Here is a 21,397-nt window from a genome sequence, read left to right as displayed (position 1 = left end):
AGGTCGATCGGCGTTCCGCCGTGCCCGCGGGTGGGGTCACTCGCGGTGGTGCCGACCGGTGGAGCGCAGCGACCGGCGACCGTTGTCCTGCTCCGGCTCGTTGTCCGACACCGGCTTGCTCAGCCCGGCGACCCAGTCGACGAACTCCTCGTCCTTTGCAGGCAGCGGCTCCACGTTGTTTGCCGCCTCCTGGCTCTCCTCGTCGGCGCGGGACCGGTTGCGGCGGAAGAGGCCACCGAGCCGTCCTCGGCGGGAAGGCTGCTCGGCAACCTTGCCCGCCTTCGACGCGGCCGGTGTGGCGTCGGTGCTCGCCGACTCGTCGGTGCCGGCGTCGGAGGGCGTGCCGGCCGCGCCCGGCATGACCGGTGCGTCCGGCTGACCCGGGCTTCCAACGCGGGCGGCTGTCTCGCCGGTCGCGGCCGGGCTGGTCGGCGTCGTCCGATCCGCCGAACTGTCCGCTGCCTCCGCCTGTCCGGCGCGCCGGGTGGTGTCGAAGGCGTTCCAGGAGCTGGCCCGGCTCAGGTCCGGCAACGGCGCCCGGTGTCGGGGCCTCGGCGTCGGCCCGGTCGCCTTGTCCGACCCGGTCGGCGTCTCCGATGTCGCTGGCCCCGGTGCGGAGGTCTGCGGCGGCACCGTCCAGGCCGCGCTGACCGGCCAGGCCGAAGGTGCTGGCGTCCATCGGTCGGCGTCCGGGTCACCGGCGGCAGCGCTCCCGAACAACCCGGTGCTGGGACCGTCCTCGGTGGCGGCCGGCTCGTCGTCGGCTTCGCTCGCCCGCTCGGTTGCGGATGCGCTGGCCGGGTCGGCGGTGTTGGCCTTCGGGCTGGTTGCGGTGGTCGGGGTGCGCGGCGGGTTGGCGGCGTCGGCCTTCGAGCTGGTTGCGGCGGCCTCGCTGCGCGGCAGGTCGGCTGCCCCCGCCACTGCGCTACTCGCGGCGGCCGGGGCGCGGGGAGGCTTGGTCGCTCCCGCCTTCGGGTCGGCTACTTCCGCCTTCGGACGGGGTGCTTCCGCCTTCGGGCGGGGTGCTTCCGCCTTCGGGCGGGGTGCTTCCGCCTTCGGCACGGGCGCCTCGGCCGGGACGCGGGACGACTGGGCTGCTTCCGCCGTCGGGTCGGCTGCTTCCGTTCCGGCGGTGGCGGCCCGGGTGCGGGGCGGCTTGACCGCCTCGGCCTTGGCACCGGCCGGTGTCGCCGTCGAACCGCTTGCGGCGGTCGGGGCGGCTGTCGTCGAACCGGTTACGGCGATCGGGCCGGCTGCCGTCGCGCCGCTCGTGGTGGTCGGGGCGGTTTCGGTGGTCGGATCGGCGTCGGTGCCCGGGCTCTGCTTGCTCGGAACGGGAGCGGCGGTGACCGCGCCAGAACCGGTGCTGTCGGCGGACCTGCCCGCCCTGGTGACCTTCCTGGTGCGGCCGGTGGCCGCCTCGTCGGCGGTATCCGACTCGGATGGCGCGGCGTCATCGACAGGGTCAGAGATCGCGGCACCCGGGCTGACCTTCGGCTTACGGACCCGGCGTGGCTTGCTCGGCACCGCCGCATCACCCATACCGGCGTCGGCCGCGCCTCTGCTGGTCGTGTCCGTGCTGGTCGTGCCCGGGCTGGCCGCGCTTGCGCTGGCCGCTTCGGTGGCGGTCGTGCCGGCGCTGGTCGTGCCGGTGCTGGTCGTTCCCGCACCAGGCGCGCCCGTGGCGGTCGTGAGCGTGTTTGTTGCGCTGTCGGTCGGGGCGCTGGCAGGGCCGACTGTCGGGGTGGCGGCATCGGCGCGGTCGGACTTGGCGCTGGCCGGGGTGGCGTCGGTGGGGCTGGTGACGCTGGTCGCGGCTGAGCGCTCGCTCTCGACCGGGGAGGTGACATCGTCCGGGATCGACCGGCGCGTCTGCGCTCCGGCGGTGAACTCGCCGGTCGGATCGGTCAGCCAGGCTGCGGGTTTCGCCGCAACGGCGGGGGTCGGGCCATCCTGGCCGCCCGTGGTGGACGCCGGCCAGTCCCAGTGGGCCGGGGCGGTGCGTACGCCATCGGAGCCGGCCGCGGCCCTCGGGCCTGCGACGACACCGCCGGCGGGCTTGGTGTCGGCGGGCGGCTCCGCGTCGGTGCGTTCGGTGGTGTCCGGGTCGTTCGTCGAGTTCGCCGACGCGGTGCCCGGGAGGGCCGGGCCGGGGGGCAGTGGGCGCAGGATGTCGGACGGCTCGATCGCCTGCGAATCCGCGCTGCGAGCGCCAGTCGGCCAGCGCAGCAGCGCTGCGGCCGCCGCGCCGAGCGCACCGGCGAGGATCGCGATCAACGAGCCGTAATAGGGAGTGGCCTGGTAGCGGTCCACGGCGTCACCCGGCCCGGCGGTCAGGTACGCGAATGCCACCAGCACCGGACCGGCGACCCCGGTGGCCCCGCTGATCAGGGGTGCCTGGCCCCGCCAGCGAGCCAGCCCGGCGGTCGCCACGCCGGCCAGCAGCGCCACGATGGGCAGCAGGAGCAGCGACAGCCGTTGCGCGGCGTCGTCGGCCAGCCAGCTCGGCTCCAGGACGCCGAGCCGCACGGTCGGCAGCGGGCCGGTCGTGCCGAGCGACGGCAGGACCGAGATCAGCGCCAGCAGCCAGACCGCGCCGGCCACCGCGGCCATGTTCCAGCCCAGCTCGGGCCGGAGCAGAACGGCGATCGCCGCGCCCGCCCCGATGACCGCACCGAGTACGGCGCAGATGCCCACCGCCCACACCGGGTCGACGGAGATCAACTCGGCGGCGCGGGCGGGCTGCATGCAGAGGGGAGCGATGACGGTGGCACCGAGCGCCGCCGCGCCACCGATCGCCAGCTGGCGGCCGGTGCTGACCGCCGGTGCGTCGCGGCGAGCGAGGCGTCCGGTCAGGACGGCGCCGACGACGGCGGCGTTCGCGGCGAACCAGCCCACCCAGACGAGCTGGGTCGGCCACTGGTTGACGGTCGTACCGGTGAAGGCGCCGGTCAGCCGGACGATGCCGAAACCGTACGCGACGCCGAGCTGGCCGGCTCCGGCCAGCACGCTCACCCCGAGCGCCGTGAGCAGCAGTCTGCCCCAGGTCCGAAAGGCCATGTCGGGCACGTTACGCACCCGGTACACCGAATCGCCACCGGCACGCCGCGCGACGCGCAGGCCCGCGCTCGGCGGGTCTACTTGAGTTCGACCAGCCGAGCCAGGTAAGTCGTGTCTCCGACATTGGTGAGCATATGTACCGCGCCCGGATCCCGGTAGACCACGCCGCCGGTGGGCTCGTCGGCGTCGATCCGGGTGCCGTCGATGGTCTGCACGACGTTCTTCGCGCCCTCGATCGCCACCACCAGGTAGGGGTGGTCATGCCGGTGCAGCGGCTGCCGCTCGCCTGGTTCCAGGCGGATGTGCCAGACCCGGACCCGGTCGTTCTCGTACACGATCTCCTGGCCCACCGGCCCGAGTTCGGTCCCGTCGATCACGTCGGTCATCGTTCTCCGTCCAGTTGGGGGAGCACCTCGGCGGCGATCAGTTCGAGGTGGTCGAGGTCATTGAAGTCGATCAGACGCAGGTGGACCCGGGTGGCGCCGGCTGCGGCGAACTCGCCGATCCGCTGCGCGAGCTGCGCGGGTGAGCCGACCACCGGGTCCTCCGGCGGCAGCGCGCTCTTCTCGTGCAGGGGTGCGGCCCGCCGCTGGGCTTCGGCGTCGGTCCGGCCGATGGCCACGACGATCCCGGCGGAGAGCACCAGCGGGTCGCGCCCGGACTCCGCCCGCCCGGTGCGCTCGCATGCCTCAAGCACCCGGTCGTACGCCTTGGCGGTGTCCGCCACGGACTTGAACGGCATGTTGAACTCGGCGGCGTACCGGGCGGCCAGATCGGGGGTGCGCTTGGGACCGCGACCGCCCACGATGATCGGGGGCCCGGGCACCTGCACCGGCTTGGGCAGGGCGGGCGCGTCCACGAGCCGGTAGTGGTCGCCGGTGAAGCTGTAGGTCTCGCCGGACGGGGTGCTCCACAGCCCGGTGATGACCTCAAGCTGCTCGGCCAGCCGGTCGAAGCGCTCGCTGACCGGCGGGAACGGGATGCCGTACGAGGTGTGCTCGCGCTCGTACCAGCCGGCGCCGATGCCCAGGTCGACCCGGCCGCCGCTCATCTGGTCGACCTGCGCGACCATCACCGCGAGCGGGCCGGGCAGGCGGAAGGTGGCCGACGTCACCAGGGTGCCGAGCCGGATCCGCTCGGTCTCCCGGGCCAGCGCGGCGAGGGTCAGCCAGGCGTCCGTGGGGCCGGGGAGGCCCGGGTCGGCGCCCATCGACTGGTAGTGGTCGGCTCGGAGGAAGCCTTCGTACCCGCAGGCCTCGACCAGCCGCGCGAACCGGAGTTGGGTGTCGTAGGTGGCGCCCCGGTTGGGTTCGGTGAAGACCGACACCCGCATGCTCATCGTCCTTCCGTGCTGGCCGTTGCCGGTTCGTCGCGTTCCATCAACAGCTCGTGCAGGTCGGCGCTGACTCGCGCGACATCAGCCAGGTGGGCGTTGCGGCCGAGGGTGCGGGGCCGGGGGATGTCGACGTCGAGCACCTTGCGGATCCGGCCGGGGCGGGGGCTCAGCACGACCACCCGGTCGGCGAGCAGCACCGCCTCGTCGATGGAGTGGGTGACGAAGACGATGGTCGGCTTGTTCTCCATGTGCACCCGCTGGAGCTCGCCGGAGAGTTCCTCGCGGGTGAGCGCGTCCAGCGCGGAGAACGGCTCGTCCATCAGCATCACGCGGGGCTCACCGATCAGCGACCGGCACAGCGAGACCCGCTGCTGCATGCCGCCGGAGAGTTCGTGCGGCAGCCGCTTCTCGAACCCGGCCAACCCGGCCACGTCGAGCAGTCGCCGGGCCCGCTCGCGGTGCTTGGCGCGGCTCCAGCCGAAGATCTCCACCGGCAGCAGGACGTTGTCCAGCACTGTGCGCCAGGGCAACAGGGCCGGCTTCTGGAACAGCATGGCGATGTCCTGGCGAGGACGGGTGATCGGCGTACCGGCCACGGTGATCTCGCCAGCGGTCAGCGGCAGCAGCCCTGCGATCAGCCGCAGCAGGGTGGACTTGCCGCAGCCGGAGCGGCCGAGCACGGCGACGAACTCACCCTCGGCGACGTCGAGGTCGATGCCGCGCAGCGCCTCCACCCGGCCAGACCGGCCCTCGAAGGTACGGGACACCCCGGACAGTCGGATCATCTCCGGCGCACCTCCGCTGAGTGGACGGTCAGGAATCCGACAAAGGCTAGCGGGCGTGTCTACGTATCGCACCGTCCGGGGTCGTCGTCAGGTTGTTTCCGTTCCGCAACCCGATATGCCTGGCGTCGCAACTGTGGGTTTCTCGTACGCTGTGCCCGCGAAGAGTCCCCTCACGACGGCGGTGCCCGGCTTTCACCCCTCCCGCCGGCCCGTCACGACAACCCCCTCCGGCGGCCTGTCGGCCCCGGTAGGAAAGGACATGGTGCTACTGATGAGAAGGCTGACCCGTACGGTCGCTACGGCCGCGCTGGCCACTGCCCTCGCCCTCGTTTCCGCCTGCAGCAGCGGGTCGGACTCGTCAGACGACGCCAAGGGCGGCAACGGCGGTTCGCTGGAGAAGGTGACCTACCTCACCTCTTTCGGTAACTTCGGTCGTGACTCCTACGCCTGGGTGGCAAAGGAGAAGGGCTTCTTCAAGGACGCCGGTTTCGACGTCGAGATCAAGCCCGGTCAGGGCACCGGTGGTGTGATCTCGACCATCGTCGGTGGCCAGGCCGACTTCGGCCCGATCGACCTCACCGGCGGTCTGCTCCAGGTCGGCAACGGCGGGGCGAAGGACTTCACCGTGGTGGCCGCGATCCAGCAGCGCACCATGGCCGGCATCGCCACCGTCGAGGGCAAGAACATCGCCTCCCCGAAGGACCTGGAGGGCAAGAAGCTCGCCGACACCCCCGGGTCCGTGGTCCGCAACCTGTTCCCGACGTACGCCCGGCTCGCCGGTGTTGACGAGAAAAAGGTGACCTGGGTCAACGGTGAGGCGCAGAACCTGATCAGCACGCTGGCCACCGGCCAGGTGGACGGCATCGGCCAGTTCGTCGTCGGTCAGCCGACGATCGAGGCGGTGGCCAAGAAGAAGGCCGTCATGCTGCCGTACAGCAACGTGATGCAGGACCTCTACGGCAACGTGCTGATCACCTCCTCCAAGATCGCCAAGGAGAAGCCCGAGATGGTGAAGAAGTTCACCGCGGCGCTGCTCAAGGGCCTGGAGTACAGCCTGGCCAACTCCAAGGAGGCCGGCGAGATCCTGAAGAAGAACGTAGAGGCCTCCAACCCGGTCGCCGCCGCCGCCGAGCTTGAGCTGATGGCCGCGTACGTGCGCTCCGGCAACACCGGCACCGCGATCGGCACCCTGGACAGCGGTCGGGTCGCCAAGAGCATCGCCATCCTGCAGGGCGCTGGCGCGCTGAAGCAGAACATCACCCCCGAGCAGATCATCGACTTCAGCCTCGCGCCGAAGGCCTGATCGTCCGGTCGTCACCAGGGGGTACGTTCCGCCGACTCCGGTGGGACGTACCCCCGTCGCTCGTCGGCCCCCCGGGGGCCGAGGATTTCGAGGAGGACAAGATGACCGACGTCCGGTCAGCGGATCCGGCGGTGGCGGCATCCCCACCCCCGGGCGCCGGCCCCGAGGCGGGGCGCGCGGGTCGAGGTGCCAGCCTTCGGGCCGGGGCCGGGGCGGCGCTGCCCGCGGCCGGCCTCCTGATCGCCCTGGCGGCGTGGTGGCTGATCGCCCGGTTGGAGCTGGTCCACCCCGCGGCTCTGCCACCGCCCGGTGGTGTGCTCGCCGCGTTCGTCGACAAGCCCGCCCAGATGCTGGAGCACACCTGGGACACCCTGCTGGAGATCCTGATCGGCTTCGCGCTCTCGGCGGTGGCCGGTGTCCTGATCGGACTCTCCCTGGCCAGCTCCCGCACGGTGGAGCGGATGTTCACCCCGCTGCTGGTCGCGGTGAACGCGGTGCCGAAGATCACGTTGGGCCCGCTGTTGGTGGTGGCACTCGGCTGGGGTCAGAAGCCGATCCTGACCATGGTGTTCCTGCTCTGCTTCTTCCCGATCGTGCTCTCGACCGCGACCGGGCTCACCACCACGCCGGCTGACCTGGCCGAGCTGGTGCGCTCCTGGAACGCCTCCCGCTGGCAGGCGTTCCGCAAGGTGCGCTTCCCGGCCGCGTTGCCGCAGATCTTCGTCGGGCTCAAGGTGGCCATGCCACTGGCCGCGATCGGCGCGGTGATCGGTGAGTTCCAGGCCGGCGAGAGTGGCCTTGGCTATGTGATCACGCAGTACGCCGGTATTGGCGACACCGCCACCGCGTGGGCGGCGATCATGTTGGTGGCGCTGGTGAGCATCCTGCTCTACTCGGCGCTCGTGCTGAGCGAACGGATCGCCCTGCCCTGGGTCCGCGAAACCACCAGCAGCCGCTGACCCGCCGCACGGTCAGCACCCGCAACGAAGAGGGCCGGCCTCCCCATCGGGAGGCCGGCCCTCTTCGTGCACGGTGGCCGGGAAGCGTTACCCCGCCAGGCGCCAGCGGCCGTTACGGGCCACCAACGTGGTGAGCGCCTGCGGCATCAGGCCGCTGTGGTTGTCCGGCGTCATTCGGATCGGGCCGGACAGGCCATCCATCTGGGACGTTTCGAGCACGTCCCGAAGGCCGTCGCGGTCCACCTTGCCGACCTCACCGCCGGCGCGCAGTTCCGCGTCGGCGATCAACTGCATGGCGTCCGCGGCGAAGGACGACGACCCGTTGTAGCCGCCGAAACGTGCCGTGTAGTCCTGGAACCACTGTCGTCGCGCCGCCTTGGCCGGCGTCGTCGCGATCACGTCGTCGATCACCATGGTCTGGGTGAAGATCAGCGTGGCCCGCTCGGTGGCCCTGGCTGCCTCGCCGAGGAAGAGGTCACCGGCCGCGCCCGCGTCGAAGAACAGCGACCCGCGGAAGGTGGTCTGCGAAGCGCTGGTGGCCGCCAGCGTCGCCTGCTCCGGCGGCGTCCAGAAGACGAGCGCGTCGGGCTTGCCCGACGTCAGCTGCCGGACCTGCTGACTGACGTCGGTGTCGGTGGTCTTGACCTTCTGCTCGCGCAGCGTGATTTTGGCCTTGTCCAGCTCGCTCCTGAGTGCGGTCGCGCCCTCCCGGCCGTAGTCGTCGTCGCTGACGAGCATCCCCACCTTGCGGAGGTTGTTGCGACGCAGTTCGGTGGTGAGTGCGGCGGCGCTGTCCACGGCGTTGGGGCCGAGCTTGAACACGTAGCGCCGCTCGGCGACCGGGCTGGCGATCGCGCCGGAAGCGGCGAGCGCAATGGTGGGAATCCGCTTCTCGTTGATGGTGCCGACCGCACCGACCGCGCATTCGTTACAGCCGCCCATGATGATGGCGCTGACTTGGGAATCGCTGCTGAAGTCGACGATGTTGCGAAGTGACTCGGCCGAGTCGGAACGGTTGTCCTTCACCTTCAGCTCGATCTTCCGGTTGTTCAGTGCTCCGGAGGAGTTCAACTGGTCCCTCTTGAGTTCCAGTGCGCGCTGGTATGCCCGCCCGACGGGGGCGGCGGCGCCGGAGAGTTCGAGGTCGGCAGCGATCACGATCGGACTCGTGTCCTGCTCCGCCCCGCCAAACTGGCAGCCGGTGAGCGTGGTGGCCACTACGGCCGATGCGAGCGCCGCGATGGTCGCGGAGCGGATGGGGCTCAACTCAGTCCTCCAGGTGCGGGCGCGGGCGCTGCCCGGTCACCGCCGCTAATCCGTCCTCAGTGGAGGACGGTATCTCCTCTGCCGTACGGTGTGCGCGAAGCCTGCAAAACCTTGCCAATGGCCGGCGCTGTGGTCAAGCGCGGACCCCGGCAGCATTTTCGGGACGGTCATCCCACATGCTGGGGTAACGCAATGTTTGCAAAAGCTCACTTTGCACACACGCGTGACCACTCTGGAGTTACATGCCCTGTTCAGGGGCTTGCGGAAATGAAGGTATCAGTTGCCCGGATCACGGGATGCGCTCCGTCCGACCGTTTCCTACCTCACTGCGGCTTCCCAAACCCGATCTTCTCTGATGAAATCGCGGCCGTGCCGCGCGTGGTCCCCTCCGCTTACGGCATGGCTCGGCGGCTCAGGCGGGGAAGAAACGACGGAGGCGATGTCGTGAGCACCGGACCGACGACCCTGCCCGCGCTCGGCGACAGCGCTCGGCGTCCCCGCCGAGGGTTGCCGAGACTGCGCGACGCCCGGATCCGGTCCAAGCTGGCCCTGATCCTGGTTGTCCCGGTGGCGGCGGTGATCGCGCTGGCGACGGTCCGCCTGATCTCCATTGGCGAGGGTGCCTTCGACGCCACCCAGGCCCGATCGCTGACGGCCCTCTCCATCGACGTCAGCGCCCTCACCCAGGACCTTCAGGCCGAGCGGATGGCCGCCGCGGCCTACCTGGCCACACCGCAGCAGCCGGCCGACGCGTACAACCTGCGGGTCCGCCAGACGCAGCAGAAGGTGGACGAGTACCGCGCCGAGCGAGGCCGGGTCGGCGAGGTGCCGACCGCCCTGCGCGAGCGGCTGGTCGCCATCGACGACCACCTGGCAACCCTGGACGGCACCCGCCAGGAGGTGCTGGACCGCCGGCAGATGGCCGTTGCCGAAGCGGTTCTCCGCTACGGCGTGATCCTCACCGACCTGGTCTCGTACGGTGACGGCCTGGCCCAGTTGCCCGGCGACGAGAGCCTGGGGGACAGCCGGCGTGCGGTCTCCGCCTTCGCCCGCGCCAAGGCCTCCGTCGCCGAGGAGCAGGCGGTCGCCTACACCGCGCTGACGGCGGGTCAGCTCGACTCGGAGCAGTTCTCCTCCTTCGTGGCGACGCTGACCGGTCAGCAGGAGGCCCTGGTCGCGTTCTCGCTGGCCGCCGACCCGGTGCAGCGCGCCCTGGTCGACAGCACCGTCTCCGGTGACGCGGTCGGCCTGGCCGACCGGGTGGCCACCGACATCACCCGCTCGGTCGGGCAGCGACCGCTGGTCACCGCACAGGACGCCACCGCAGCCATCGGCGCGGTCAACGACCTGATGCGCTGGGCCGAGATCCAACTGCAGGACCGTCTGCTCCAGCAGGCCGACGAGGCACGCTCGGATGTCATCCGGCAGGCCGTGGTCGAGTCGATCCTGGTGCTGCTGACCCTGATCATCGCCGTGTCGCTGGCCGTGGTGCTGGCCCGCTCGCTCAACCACTCGCTCCGCCGGCTGCGTGAGGGCGCCCTCTCGGTGGCCAACCACGACCTGCCGGACGCGGTGCAGCGGCTGCAGACCATGGGCAGCGTGGGCGACGGCGGGGTGGAGGAGATCGTCCGCCAGGTCCGGGACCCGATCCAGCTCAACACCCGCGACGAGGTCGGGCAAGTGGCGTTGGCCTTCAACGTCGTCCACCGCGAGGCGGTACGGGTCGCCGCCGAGCAGGCTGCGCTGCGTACCAGCGTCTCGGCGATGTTCCTCAACCTGGCACGTCGTAGTCAGACCCTGGTCGACCGGATGATCGGCGAGCTGGACGCGATCGAGCGCGGCGAGGAGGACCCGAAGCGGCTCGCGCAGCTCTTCGAGCTCGACCACCTGGCCACCCGAATGCGCCGCAACGACGAGAACCTGCTGGTCCTGGCCGGCGCCGACTCCGCCGCACCGCGTCACGACAACGCGCTGGTGGTGGACGTCCTGCGCGCCGCCCAGTCCGAGGTCGAGCTGTACAACCGCATCGAGTTCGGGACGGTCGACACCGACATCTCGGTGGCCGCGCACGCTGTCAACGACGTGGTACGCCTCGTCGCCGAGCTGCTCGACAACGCCACCCGGTTCTCGCCACCGAACACCACAGTGGTCGCCGACGGTCGCCGCATCCGTGACTACGTCCTGATCCAGATCGAGGACCGCGGGCTCGGCCTCACCGACGAACAGCTCGACTCGCTCAACCGTCGGTTGGCCGCCCCGCCGAGCGTCGACGTCGCCGCGTTCCGGCTGATGGGTCTGGCCGTGGTGAGTCGGCTCGCCTCCCGCTACGGCATCCGGGTCGAGCTGCGCCGCAACGTCGAGGGCGGCACCGTCGCCCAGGTGACGCTGCCCGCCGCCACTGTGGTGCTGCCCAGCAACCGGGGACGCGACCAGGCTCTCACGCGGCCGCGTCAGCCGATGGCCGTGGAGCAGACGCCGCTCACGCCGGTCGGTCACAGCGAGCAGTTCGCCGGTGCCACGACCTCGGCGGCGACGCTGCCCGACCAGTGGCGGAGCAGCCCACCGGCACCCGCCCAGTGGCAGTCTCCGCTGGACTCGCGGGACACCAACTCTCCGGTTCAGGCGGGTGGCTACGCCGGCACCCGCTCGGCAGCTCCGGCTCCGGTCGCCCCGCTCCCGCCGGCGCGGCCCGCGTACAGCAACGGCGCGGGCGCCTCGGCGGGCAGCCCGACAGTGGCCTACCCGACCATCGATCCGCTGCCCCGGCGCGGCTCGACCCCGGACACCGCCGACGGGCGTGGCGCGACGCCGGGTCTGCCGGTCGGGCCGGTCGCCGGCCTCGGCGCGGTGGCACCGCCCGCCGCGCCCCCGGCACCCGCTGCCCCGCCGGCCCCCGTCGCGCCGGTCAGCACCCGGCCGGACTTCCCGGCCGAGGCGCCGATCTTCCGGGAGATGGAGGCGGTCTGGTTCCGGTCGCACGGCGACGACGCCACCGCGATCTTCACCCGACCCAATTTCGACGAGCCGCCGGCTCCGGCCGACGCCGGCCTGCGCTCGGGCAACGGCGCTCAGTCGAGTGCCGGGTCCGTGCCGCCCGCCGCGCCGGCCCGGCCGAAACTGCCGACCCGTACCCCGGGCAGTTCCAACACCGACGGCACCAGCACGTCGGGTGCCGCAGGCCACGGCACCAGCACGTCGGGTGCCGCAGGCCATGGCACCGCGACCGGCGGCGGCTTCGGAGCGCCGCCCGCGGCGCCGCCGTCGTACACGCCGCCTCCGGCGGCCCGACCGGCACCGGCCGCGCCCAGTGCGCCCTCGGTGGACCCGGGCGCCTGGCGGACGGCGGCCGACGAGGGCTGGTCCCGCGCGAGCAGGGCGGCCGAGCCGGCTCCCGCCGGGACCACCCGTTCCGGGTTGCCGAAGCGGGTGCCGCAGCAACAGCTCGTGCCGGGCGGCATCGAACCGAAGAGCGGCCGGGACCGCAGCCGGCGGACCCCGGATGAAGTACGAGGTCTGCTGTCGGCCTACCACCGCGGTGTGCAGCGCGGTCGGACGGCCGGGACGGACCTGAACAGCACCTCGACCAAGGAGAGCCGATGAACAGGCCAGCTGCCATGCAGGACATGGGTTGGCTGCTCACCAACTTCGCCGACAGCGTGGCGGGTATCGCCCACGTGGTGGCGGTTTCCGCCGACGGGCTGCTGCTCGCGTCCTCCCGGGACCTGCCGGGGGACCGGGCGGATCAGCTCGCCGCGATCACCTCCGGTGTGGTGAGCCTGACCGAGGGCGCAGCCCGGATGTTCAGCGCGGGCGGGGTGTTGCAGACAGTCATCGAGATGGACAGCGGGTATCTCTTCCTGATGTCGATCAGCGACGGATCGTCGATGGCCGTGCTGGCCGCGCGCAGCTGCGACGTGGGCCAGGTGGGCTACGAGATGGCCCTGCTGGTCGAGCGGGTGGGTGCCGCGCTGGTGCCGCTGCCGCGTGACGCGGTGCGCTCCTAGCACCGGAAGACGGCGCTCGAACCGCGCGCCGAAGCAGGACGAAAGGCGGCACTGGCCGGCTCTACAGTGGACGGGGAGGTGATCGGGAATGGACCAACGGCGCGTTGACCCGCGTGGCGCGCTGGTACGTCCGTACGCGGTCACCCGGGGTCGTACCGAACCTCGACAGGACATCGCCCTGGAGGCCGTCCTGACCGCGTCGCTCACCCAGGTTGCCGAGTCCCGCTTCGCCGGGCATGACAAGCACCGAATCGCCACGGTCTGTGAGGGCCGAGCACAGTCGCTGGCGGAGATCGCCGCGTACACCCGGATGCCGCTGGGCGTCGCCCGGGTGTTGGTCGCCGACATGGTGGCCGAGAGCCTGCTGACGTTACACACTGCTGCTCCCGCCGAGGGGTTCGAGGAGCGGATGGAACTGCTTGGAAGGGTGCTAAGTGGACTTCGCAGGCTATGACCCCGCTAGGGGGCGGCCGGGCCGGGGAATCGTCTCCGCGAAGATCGTCGTCGCGGGCGGCTTCGGCGTCGGTAAGACGACACTGGTCGGGGCGATCTCCGAGATCACACCGCTGACCACAGAGGCGTTGATGACAGCGGCGGGTGTCGGCATCGACGACCCGTCCAAGGTGCCGGGCAAGGAGACCACCACGGTCGCCATGGACTTCGGCCGTATCACGATGGCCCAGGATCTGATCCTGTACCTCTTCGGTACACCGGGTCAGACCCGGTTCTGGTTCATGTGGGACGAGATCATCCGAGGTGCGGTGGGTGCCGCCGTGCTGGTGGACACGCGCCGGATCACCGACGCGTTCGCCCCGCTGGACTACTTCGAGAACCGCAACCTGCCGTACGTGGTGGCCCTGAACCGGTTCGACGGTGCTCCCCAGTACGAGCTGGAGGAGGTCCGCGAGGCGCTGGCCATCTCGCCGCAGGTGCCGCTGGTGATGACCGACGCCCGGCACCGGGACTCGGTCAAGCAGGTGCTGGTGACGGTGGTCGAGCACGCCATGCTCCGCCTTGAGGCCGAGCACGGGCGGGGTTTCCCCACGCCTGTCGGCTGAGCCGTCGGGTCATGGCCGGCCGGCGCACGCCGGTCGGCCATGACGCGTCAGTCCACCCGGAGTCGGTAGCCGCGCTTCACCACGGTCTGCACCACGCGGGGCGCGCGCAGACCGGCCCGTAGACGGGCCACCGCCATCTCCACCGCGTGCTCGTCCGCGCCCCGGGGCAGCGTCCGCAGCAGCGCCGTGCGGGACAGCACCCGACCGGGCGACTGGGCCAGGGCGCGTAACACGGCCATCGGGGCGGGGGCGAGCGGTCGCAACTCGCCGTCGATCACCGCGGCGTGCCCGCGCAGCGTGAGAAGGTGCCCGCCGGCCTTGAACGTCACGGTCCTGCGGGGCAACTCGTCGACGATCGTCCGCACCAGCGCCCCCAGCCGGGCCCGGCCCGGCGCGCTCACCGGCACCCCACGCCGGAGCAGCGGCTCGGCGGTCACCGCGCCGACGCAGCTGGCGAGCACGTCGCCGCGGAACGCGGTGAGCAGCGCGTCGGTGCGGTCGCCCGCTGCCCGCAGCAGCGCCTCGGCCGCCGGTGCCGAGGTGAAGGTCACCGCGTCCACCAGTCGGCCGGCGATCAGGTCGATCAGCCGGTGCAGTGGCGCCGGGTCGCTCGGTGGGGCCCAGCGATAGACGGGCACCTCGATCACTGTGGCACCGGCCGCCTCCAGCGCGAGGGTGCACTCGGGCTGTCGCTCACCGTGCAGCTGCATGGCGATCACCTGCCCGGCCACACCTCGTCGGCGCAGGTGGTCGACCACCTCGTCGCAGCTCTCCGAGGCCGGTGACCACTGGTCATGCAGCCCGGCCGCACGGATCGCGCCGCGTGCCTTCGGGCCACGGGCAACCACGTACGAGCTGGCCAGCACCGAACGCAGCGGCTCGGCCAGCCCCCAACCCTCGGCCGCCTCCAGCCACCCGCGCATGCCGATGCCGGTGTTGGCCATCAGGATGTCCGGCGGCTGGTCGAGGCACGCGCGGGTCGCCTCGCGCAGCTCGGTGTCGTCGGACAGCGGCACGATCCGCAACGCCGGGGCGAGCACCACCCGGGCGCCCCGGCGTTCGAGCAGCGCGGCCAACTCGTCGCGCCGCCGGTCGGCGGTCACCCCGATGGTGAAGCCCGCCAGTTCTTCCCGCATCAAGCCTCCTGTCGCAGCCGCACCTCGACCAGCCCGTCGCGGCAACGCGCGTCGTGCCGTGCCACGGTCACCCCGGGCAGGTCGAGGCAGTGCCCGCTGCGCAGGTCGTACACCTGCTTGTGCAGCGGCGAGGCGACCGTCGGCACTCCGCCGCGGCTGCCGACGATGCCCCGGGACAGCACGTACGCCCCGGAGACCGGATCGCGGTTGTCGATCGCGAACAACCCGTCCTCGGTGCGGAAGAGGGCGATCTGTGCCCCGTCGACCAGGGCGGCGACCCCTCGGTCCGGTTCCAGGCGGTCGAGGGGGCAGACAGCGGTCCAGCTCAGCCTGGTGGTCAGGTTCATCGCCGTACCTCCGGTAGGCCCAGGGTGACCGGTTGCCGACGGTGCTCGAATCCGCCCGGGGGGTGCTCGCGCACCGGCACCGGTTGGCCGCGTTCCCGGGCGAAGGTGATGGACGGGTCGGGCACGTCGGGCGCGTTGACGAAGGAGGTGTAGCGGCGGAGCCGGTCCGGGTCGTCGAGCACGTCGCGCCACTCGTCGGAGTACGACGACACGTGCTGGGCCATCGCCGCGTCCAGTTCGGCGCAGAGCCCGAGCGAGTCGTCCACGATCACCGCGCGCAGGTGGTCGAGGCCGCCGTCCATCGCCTCGATCCAGCCGGCCGTGCGTTGCAACCGGTCGGCCGTGCGGATGTAGTAGATGAGGAACCTGTCGATCAGCGAGATCAGCGTTTCCGTGGACAGGTCGGTGGCGAACAGGTCGGCGTGCCGGGGGCGGAAGCCGCCGTTGCCGCCGACGTAGAGGTTCCAGCCGGTCTCGGTGGCGATGATGCCGAAGTCCTTGCTGCGCGCCTCGGCGCATTCGCGGGCGCAGCCGGACACCGCTGACTTGATCTTGTGTGGAGCCCGCAGCCCTCGGTAGCGCAGCTCCAACGCGACGGCCAGCCCAACCGAGTCCTGTACGCCGTACCGGCACCAGGTCTCGCCCACGCAGGACTTCACCGTCCGCAGCGCCTTGCCGTACGCGTGACCGGACTCGAAGCCGGCGTCCACCAGCCGCCGCCAGATCTGCGGCAACTGCTCCACCCGCGCCCCGAACAGGTCGATGCGCTGCCCACCGGTGATCTTCGTGTAGAGCTGGAAGTCCCGGGCCACCTCACCGATCACGATCAGCTTCTCCGGGGTGATCTCACCGCCCGGGATCCGGGGCACCACCGAGTAGCTGCCGTCGCGTTGCAGATTGGCCAGGAAGTGGTCGTTGGTGTCCTGCAACGACGCCTGCTCACCGTCGAGCACGTGGCCGCTGCCCAGCGAGGCGAGGATCGACGCCACCACCGGCTTGCAGATGTCGCAGCCGCGCCCCCGGCCGTGCTCGGCGACCAGTCGGGAGAAGGTGCGGATCCCGCGTACGCGGACGATCTCGAACAGCTCCCGTCGGCTGACGTCGAAGTGTTCGCAGAGGGCGCTGGACTGCGCCACACCGGCCGCGTCCAGGAGCTGCTTGAGCATGGGCACGCAGGAACCGCAGCTGGTGCCGGCCCTGGTGCACGCCTTCAACGCCGGCACGTCCGCGCAGCCGTCGGCGATGGCGGTGTCCACGTCGCCGCGGGTCACCGCGTTGCAGGAGCAGACCTGGGCGGCGGCGGGCAGCGCACCGGCGTCCGCCGCACCGCCGTCCGGGGCGAGCAACGCCAGCGGCGCGGCCGGCAGCGGGCCGCCCACGCTGGCCCGCAACGTCGGGTACGCGCTGGCATCACCGACCAGCACCCCGCCGAGCAGTGTGTGCGCGTCGTCGGAGAGCACCAGCTTCGCGTAGACCCGGGTGGCCGGGTCGGTGAACGTGACGTCCAGACAGCCCGGGGTGGTGCCGTGGGCGTCGCCGAACGAGGCCACGTCGACGCCGAGCAGCTTGAGCTTGGTGGCGGTGTCCGCGCCCGGGAAGGTGGCCGCGCCACCGACCAGCCGGTCGGCCACCACCTCGGCCGTCGCGTACCCGGGTGCGACCAGGCCGTGGCAGGTGCCGTCGACCGCCGCGCACTCGCCGATCGCCCAGATCCGCTCGTCGGCGCTGCGGCAGGTCGCGTCGACCAGCACCCCGCCGCGCGGGCCCAGCGGCAGCTCGGCGTCCCGGGCCAGCTGGTCCCGGGGCCGGATACCGGCGGCCACCACCACCAGCTCCGCGTCGAGCACGCCACCGTCGGACAACTCCAGTGCGGCGACCGCCCCGTCCGGGCCGGGTCGGATCGCGCTGGTCGCCACCCCGAGGTGGGTCCGTACGCCCAACTCGTCGACGTAGCGCCGCAGCATCGCGCCACCGGCCTGGTCCACCTGCACCGGCATCAGCCGGGGCGCGAACTCGACCACGTCGGTGCTCAGGCCGAGCAGCCGCAGCGCGTTCGCCGCCTCCAACCCGAGCAGCCCGCCACCGATCACCGCGCCGACCCGCCGGCCGGAGGCGTACGCCCGGATCGCGGCCAGGTCGTCCAGGGTCCGGTAGACGAACACCCCGGGCAGCTCCGCGCCAGGCACCGGTGGCACGAACGCGTACGAGCCGGTGGCCAGCACCAGCGCGTCGTAGCGGTACTCGCCGACGCCGGTGGTCACCACCTGCCGGACCCGGTCGATGGACGTGGCCGGCTCGCCCAGACGCAGCCGCACCCCGTCGTGCGGTGTGTACAGGTTGAGTTCGCTCTCACCCACCCCGTCGAAGTACGCCGAGAGCCGCACCCGGTCGTACGCCGGGCGCCGCTCCTCGGCCAGCACTGTCACCCGCCAGCGACCCTCCGGGTCACGGGCGCGCAGCGCGTCGACGAAGCGCTGCCCGACCATGCCGTTGCCGATGACGACCAGATCGCCGCCGCTCATCGCGTCACCTCCACCGATTCCGCCTGGCTCAGCCAGTCGACGATGCCGCCCACCGCGTCCCGGCACCCGCCGCATCCGGTGCCGGCGCGGGTCGCCGCCACCACCGCGTCGACAGTCCGGGCCCCGGAGCGCCAGCTCCGTACGAGTGCGCCCTTGCTCACCGTGTTGCACTGACAGACAGTGGCCACGTCCGGCATCAGCGCCGGTGAGGCGGCCGGAGTCGCGCCGACCGTGCCGAGTGCCCGGCCCAGCAGGAGCGCCCGTCGGTCGGCCGGCACGGGATGACCACGGTCGAAGAGCTGGATCACCGTGCCGACGGCCGGGTTGTCGCCGAGCAGGATCGCGCCGATCAGCCGCTCGTCGCGGATCCGCAGCCGGGCGTACGTGCCCCGGGCCGGGTCGGTGAAGGTCAGCTCCTCACCCGGCCCGCCACTGGCCGCGTCACCCATCGAGGCCAGGTCGATCCCGGCGGCCTTGAGCCGGGTCACCACCGGCTGGGGCCGGTACCGCGCGAGCGGGTCCGTCCCGGTCAGCACGTCGGCGAGCACCCGGGCCTGCGCCCAGGCGGGTGCGACCAGCCCGGTGAGCACACCGTCGTGCTCGGCGCAGTCGCCGATCGCCGAGATGGACCGGTCGTCGGTGCGGAGCCGGTCGTCCACCACCACGCCGCGCCGGACGCTCAGCCCGGCGGCCCGCGCGAGGGCGGTGTCCGGGCGTACGCCGCAGGAGAGCACCAGCAGGTCGGCGCGCAACGTCCGGCCGTCGGCCAGGTCGAGGCGTACGCCGGTGGCGTCGGCGGCCACACCGGTCGCCGGCACCGCGAGCTGCACGGTGACGCCGAATCCGGCGAGGGTGCCGGCGAGCACCGCACCGGCGGTCGGGTCTAGCTGCCGTTCCATCAGGTGTTCCCTCGGGTGCACCACTGTGGTGGCGAGCCCTCGGCTGGCCAGCCCTCGTGCGGCCTCCAGGCCGAGCAACCCGCCGCCGAGCACCAGCGCGCTGCGCGCGCCGTCAGCCGCGGCGAGGATCCGCCGGCAGTCGTCCAGGGTCCGGAACGGGACGACCCGCTCCGGCAGGTCCGCCGGGTCGAGGCCGGGCAGTGGCGGCACCACCGCCCGTGCGCCCGTGGCCAGCACCAGGTGGTCGTATCCGATCCGTTCGCCATCGGCGGTGCGGACCTCCCGGGCGGACCGGTCGATCGCGGCCACCGGTACGCCGGCACGCAGGTCGATGCCGTGCCCGGCGGCCTCGGTCAGCTCCACGTCCGGCTCGTCGATCCGGCCGGCCAGCAGGGTGGAGAGCAGGATCCGGTTGTACGCGCGGTGCGGCTCCGCCCCGAGCACTGTGACCTTCCGGTCCCCTTCGCGGGCGTGCAGCTCGCCGGCGAGGCGGGCACCTGCCATCCCGTTGCCGACGATCACCACCCGGGCGGTCATGCCTTCTCCACCCGTACCGCGCAGATCTTGAACTCGGGCATCCCGGAGATCGGGTCCACCGCGTCGTTGGTGACCGAGTTGGCCCGTCCCGCACCCGGGTAGTGGAACGGCGCGAACACGGTGTCCGGTCGGATCCCGGCGCTGAGCCGCGCCGGGGCGCACAGCTCACCCCGGCGTGAGGTCACCCGCACCGGGTCGCCGTCGTCGATGCCCAGCCGGGCGGCCAGGTCGGGGTGCAGCTCGACGAACGCCTCCGGTGCGGCGCGCCGCAGCGCGGTCACCCGGCGGGTCTGGGTGCCGGACTGGTACTGCGCCAGCACCCGGCCGGTGGTGAAGTGCAACGGGTACGCGGAGCAGACCTCCTCGGCGGCCGGCCGGTGGTCGACGGGGTGGAACCGGGCCCGGCCGTCCGGGGTCGCGAACCGCTCGGCGAACAGCCGGGGAGTGTCCGGCCCGTCCTCGGTCGGGCAGGGCCACCAGACGCCGTCGTCGCCGTCGATCCGGGCCCAGCTGATGCCGGCGTAGTCGGCGATCCCGCCGGCGGAGGCGCGGCGCAGCTCGGCGAAGACGGCGGCCGGGTCGGCCGGGAACCGGGCTGCCGCCTCGGTGGCCGCGGCCTCGTCGGGGGCCAGTCTCGCCGCGAGGGCGGAGATGATGTCCAGGTCGGTCCGGACGTCCGGTGGGGGTGGGCGCAGCGCCCGGCGACGCAGCACCCGACCCTCCAGGTTGGTCATGGTGCCGTCCTCCTCCGCCCACTGCGCGGTGGGCAGCACCACGTCGGCCAGCGCGGCCGTCTCGGAGAGCAGCAGGTCGGCGACGACCAGCAGGTCGAGATCGCGCAACCGGCCCTCGATCCGGGACGCCCGGGGTGCGGAGACCACCGGGTTGGAGCCGAACACCAGCAACGCGCGGGGGCCGTCCGGTGTGCCGAGCGAGTCGAGCAGTTGGTAGGCCGGCACACCCGGGCCGGGCAGCTCGTCGGCCGGCACCCCCCAGACACCTGCCACGTGCTCCCGGGCCGCCGGGTCGTCGATCCGCCGGTAGCCGGGGAGCTGGTCGGCCTTCTGCCCGTGCTCCCGCCCGCCCTGGCCGTTGCCCTGGCCGGTGAGGCAGCCGTACCCCGAACCGTCGCGGCCGGGCAGGCCGAGGGCGAGGGCGAGATTGACGTACGCGGTGACCGTGTCGACGCCCTTGGCGTGCTGCTCGGCGCCGCGCGCGGTCAGGATGATCACCCGACCGCCGGTGCCCAACGCGCGGGCGGTCTCTTCGAGGTCGGCCACCGAAATACCGGAGAGCTGCTCCGCGCGGGCCGGCCACCAGGCGGCGACGCTGCGGCGGACCGCCTCGAAGCCGGTGGTGCGTTCGGCCACGTAGGACCGGTCGACCCACCCCTCGGTGAGGGCGATGTGCAGCAACGCGTTGGCCACCGCGAGATCGGTGCCGGGCAGCGGTTGCAGGTGCAGGTCGGCCTGGCGGGCCGTGGCGGTGACCCGGGGGTCGACGACGATCAGCCGGCCGCCGCCCCGGCGCTGCTCGGTGAGCCAGCGCATCAGCGGCGGCATGGTCTCCGCCGGGTTCGCGCCGACCAGCAGCAGGGTGTCGGCCCGGCCCAGGTCGGCGAGCGGGAACGGCAGCCCACGGTCGATGCCGAAGGCGCGCATCCCGGCGGCCGCCGCCGAGGACATGCAGAACCGTCCGTTGTAGTCGATGTGCCGGGTGCGCAGCCCGATCCGGGCGAACTTTCCCAGCGCGTACGCCTTCTCGTTGGTCAGGCCGCCGCCACCGAAGACGGCGACCGCGTCACGGCCGGCGTCCTGCTGGACCGCGCGGATGCCGGTGACGACCCGGTCGAGCGCGGCGTCCCAGCTCGCCGGGCGCAGCTCACCGGTGGCCGGGTCGCGCAGCAGGGGAGTGGTCAGTCGCTCCGGGTGGTCGAGCAGCTCGGCGGCGGTCCAACCCTTCTGGCAGAGCCCGCCCCGGTTGGTGGGGAACTGGCGGGGGTGGACCGAGACTCCGGTGTCGTCCTCGCGCAGCGTCATGCCGCACTGCAGGGCGCAGTACGGGCAGTGCGTCGCCACCTCCCGGGGCGCCAGCCCCGGTCGAGTTGCCGACCATGCACCGTCTGTCATGTCGGCAAAGCGTGCCGCCGGGCGGTTTCCGGTCCGGGTCTCTTCTGTTTCGGTCC

The 21,397-nt window shown here is 72.3% G+C and carries 16 protein-coding genes; 6 read left to right on the top strand and 10 right to left on the bottom strand.

What is annotated here, in order from left to right; genetic code table 11:
• Positions 1-36 precede the first annotated feature (36 nt).
• The 4 genes from AC3CF1_RS15600 to AC3CF1_RS15585 all read right to left on the bottom strand — a co-directional run bounded on the left by AC3CF1_RS15600 (position 37) and on the right by AC3CF1_RS15585 (position 5,181).
• Positions 37-3,060, bottom strand: a complete 3,024-nt coding sequence (locus tag AC3CF1_RS15600) for a hypothetical protein (RefSeq protein ID WP_488450727.1) — start codon at positions 3,058-3,060, stop codon at positions 37-39.
• A gap of 77 nt (positions 3,061-3,137) precedes the next feature.
• A complete protein-coding gene (locus AC3CF1_RS15595) occupies positions 3,138-3,446 on the bottom strand; it encodes a cupin domain-containing protein (RefSeq protein WP_007465195.1) in 309 nt (102 codons plus the stop codon).
• Complete coding sequence (locus AC3CF1_RS15590) at positions 3,443-4,393, bottom strand: LLM class F420-dependent oxidoreductase (RefSeq protein WP_488452085.1); 951 nt, start codon at positions 4,391-4,393, stop codon at positions 3,443-3,445. The genes AC3CF1_RS15595 and AC3CF1_RS15590 overlap by 4 nt, the downstream gene beginning before the upstream one ends.
• A 2-nt stretch (positions 4,394-4,395) precedes the next feature.
• Positions 4,396-5,181 carry an ABC transporter ATP-binding protein gene (locus tag AC3CF1_RS15585; protein ID WP_358008540.1) on the bottom strand — a complete coding sequence of 262 codons (786 nt, stop codon included), beginning with the start codon at positions 5,179-5,181 and terminating at the stop codon, positions 4,396-4,398.
• Between the two features lie 271 nt (positions 5,182-5,452).
• Here AC3CF1_RS15585 and AC3CF1_RS15580 point away from each other — a divergent pair, with 271 nt between their 5' ends.
• Complete coding sequence (locus AC3CF1_RS15580) at positions 5,453-6,484, top strand: ABC transporter substrate-binding protein (RefSeq protein WP_488450726.1); 1,032 nt, start codon at positions 5,453-5,455, stop codon at positions 6,482-6,484.
• Between the two features lie 101 nt (positions 6,485-6,585).
• Positions 6,586-7,443 (top strand): ABC transporter permease, encoded by an 858-nt coding sequence (locus AC3CF1_RS15575; RefSeq protein WP_354982886.1) that lies wholly within the window; start codon positions 6,586-6,588, stop codon positions 7,441-7,443.
• Between the two features lie 87 nt (positions 7,444-7,530).
• On the opposite strand, the gene AC3CF1_RS15570 is transcribed toward AC3CF1_RS15575, so the two are convergent.
• A complete protein-coding gene (locus tag AC3CF1_RS15570) occupies positions 7,531-8,709 on the bottom strand; it encodes an ABC transporter substrate-binding protein (protein WP_488450725.1) in 1,179 nt (392 codons plus the stop codon).
• 444 nt (positions 8,710-9,153) lie between these two features.
• Here AC3CF1_RS15570 and AC3CF1_RS15565 point away from each other — a divergent pair, with 444 nt between their 5' ends.
• The 4 genes from AC3CF1_RS15565 to AC3CF1_RS15550 all read left to right on the top strand — a co-directional run bounded on the left by AC3CF1_RS15565 (position 9,154) and on the right by AC3CF1_RS15550 (position 13,771).
• Positions 9,154-12,309, top strand: a complete 3,156-nt coding sequence (locus AC3CF1_RS15565; RefSeq protein ID WP_488450724.1) for a sensor histidine kinase — start codon at positions 9,154-9,156, stop codon at positions 12,307-12,309.
• Positions 12,306-12,713, top strand: a complete 408-nt coding sequence (locus AC3CF1_RS15560; RefSeq protein WP_007465177.1) for a roadblock/LC7 domain-containing protein — start codon at positions 12,306-12,308, stop codon at positions 12,711-12,713. Before AC3CF1_RS15565 ends, AC3CF1_RS15560 begins: the two co-directional genes overlap by 4 nt.
• An 88-nt stretch (positions 12,714-12,801) precedes the next feature.
• Positions 12,802-13,167: a DUF742 domain-containing protein gene (locus tag AC3CF1_RS15555; protein ID WP_088950207.1), complete on the top strand. Its 366-nt coding sequence runs from the start codon at positions 12,802-12,804 to the stop codon at positions 13,165-13,167.
• Complete coding sequence (locus AC3CF1_RS15550) at positions 13,148-13,771, top strand: GTP-binding protein (protein ID WP_088950206.1); 624 nt, start codon at positions 13,148-13,150, stop codon at positions 13,769-13,771. The genes AC3CF1_RS15555 and AC3CF1_RS15550 overlap by 20 nt, the downstream gene beginning before the upstream one ends.
• Positions 13,772-13,818: 47 nt before the next feature.
• Here AC3CF1_RS15550 and AC3CF1_RS15545 read toward each other — a convergent pair whose 3' ends face one another.
• Genes AC3CF1_RS15545 through AC3CF1_RS15525 form a run of 5 tightly spaced genes read right to left on the bottom strand, consistent with a single transcriptional unit; the run spans position 13,819 to position 21,341 of the window.
• Positions 13,819-14,907, bottom strand: coding sequence for a uroporphyrinogen-III synthase (locus AC3CF1_RS15545; protein WP_088950205.1), 1,089 nt, complete (start codon positions 14,905-14,907; stop codon positions 13,819-13,821).
• Positions 14,907-15,254 carry a nitrite reductase small subunit NirD gene (nirD, locus tag AC3CF1_RS15540; RefSeq protein WP_488450723.1) on the bottom strand — a complete coding sequence of 116 codons (348 nt, stop codon included), beginning with the start codon at positions 15,252-15,254 and terminating at the stop codon, positions 14,907-14,909. Before nirD ends, AC3CF1_RS15545 begins: the two co-directional genes overlap by 1 nt.
• Complete coding sequence (gene nirB / locus AC3CF1_RS15535; protein ID WP_488450722.1) at positions 15,251-17,776, bottom strand: nitrite reductase large subunit NirB; 2,526 nt, start codon at positions 17,774-17,776, stop codon at positions 15,251-15,253. The genes nirD and nirB overlap by 4 nt, the downstream gene beginning before the upstream one ends.
• Positions 17,773-19,212 carry an FAD-dependent oxidoreductase gene (locus tag AC3CF1_RS15530; protein ID WP_488450721.1) on the bottom strand — a complete coding sequence of 480 codons (1,440 nt, stop codon included), beginning with the start codon at positions 19,210-19,212 and terminating at the stop codon, positions 17,773-17,775. The genes nirB and AC3CF1_RS15530 overlap by 4 nt, the downstream gene beginning before the upstream one ends.
• Positions 19,209-21,341 (bottom strand): molybdopterin oxidoreductase family protein, encoded by a 2,133-nt coding sequence (locus AC3CF1_RS15525; protein ID WP_488450720.1) that lies wholly within the window; start codon positions 21,339-21,341, stop codon positions 19,209-19,211. Before AC3CF1_RS15525 ends, AC3CF1_RS15530 begins: the two co-directional genes overlap by 4 nt.
• Between the last annotated feature and the right edge of the window lie 56 nt (positions 21,342-21,397).

Source organism: Micromonospora sp. MGP-C2, assembly GCF_057766525.1.
The sequence above is the reverse complement of the archived record's forward strand: the minus strand, read 5'-3'. Positions and strand labels throughout refer to the sequence as shown.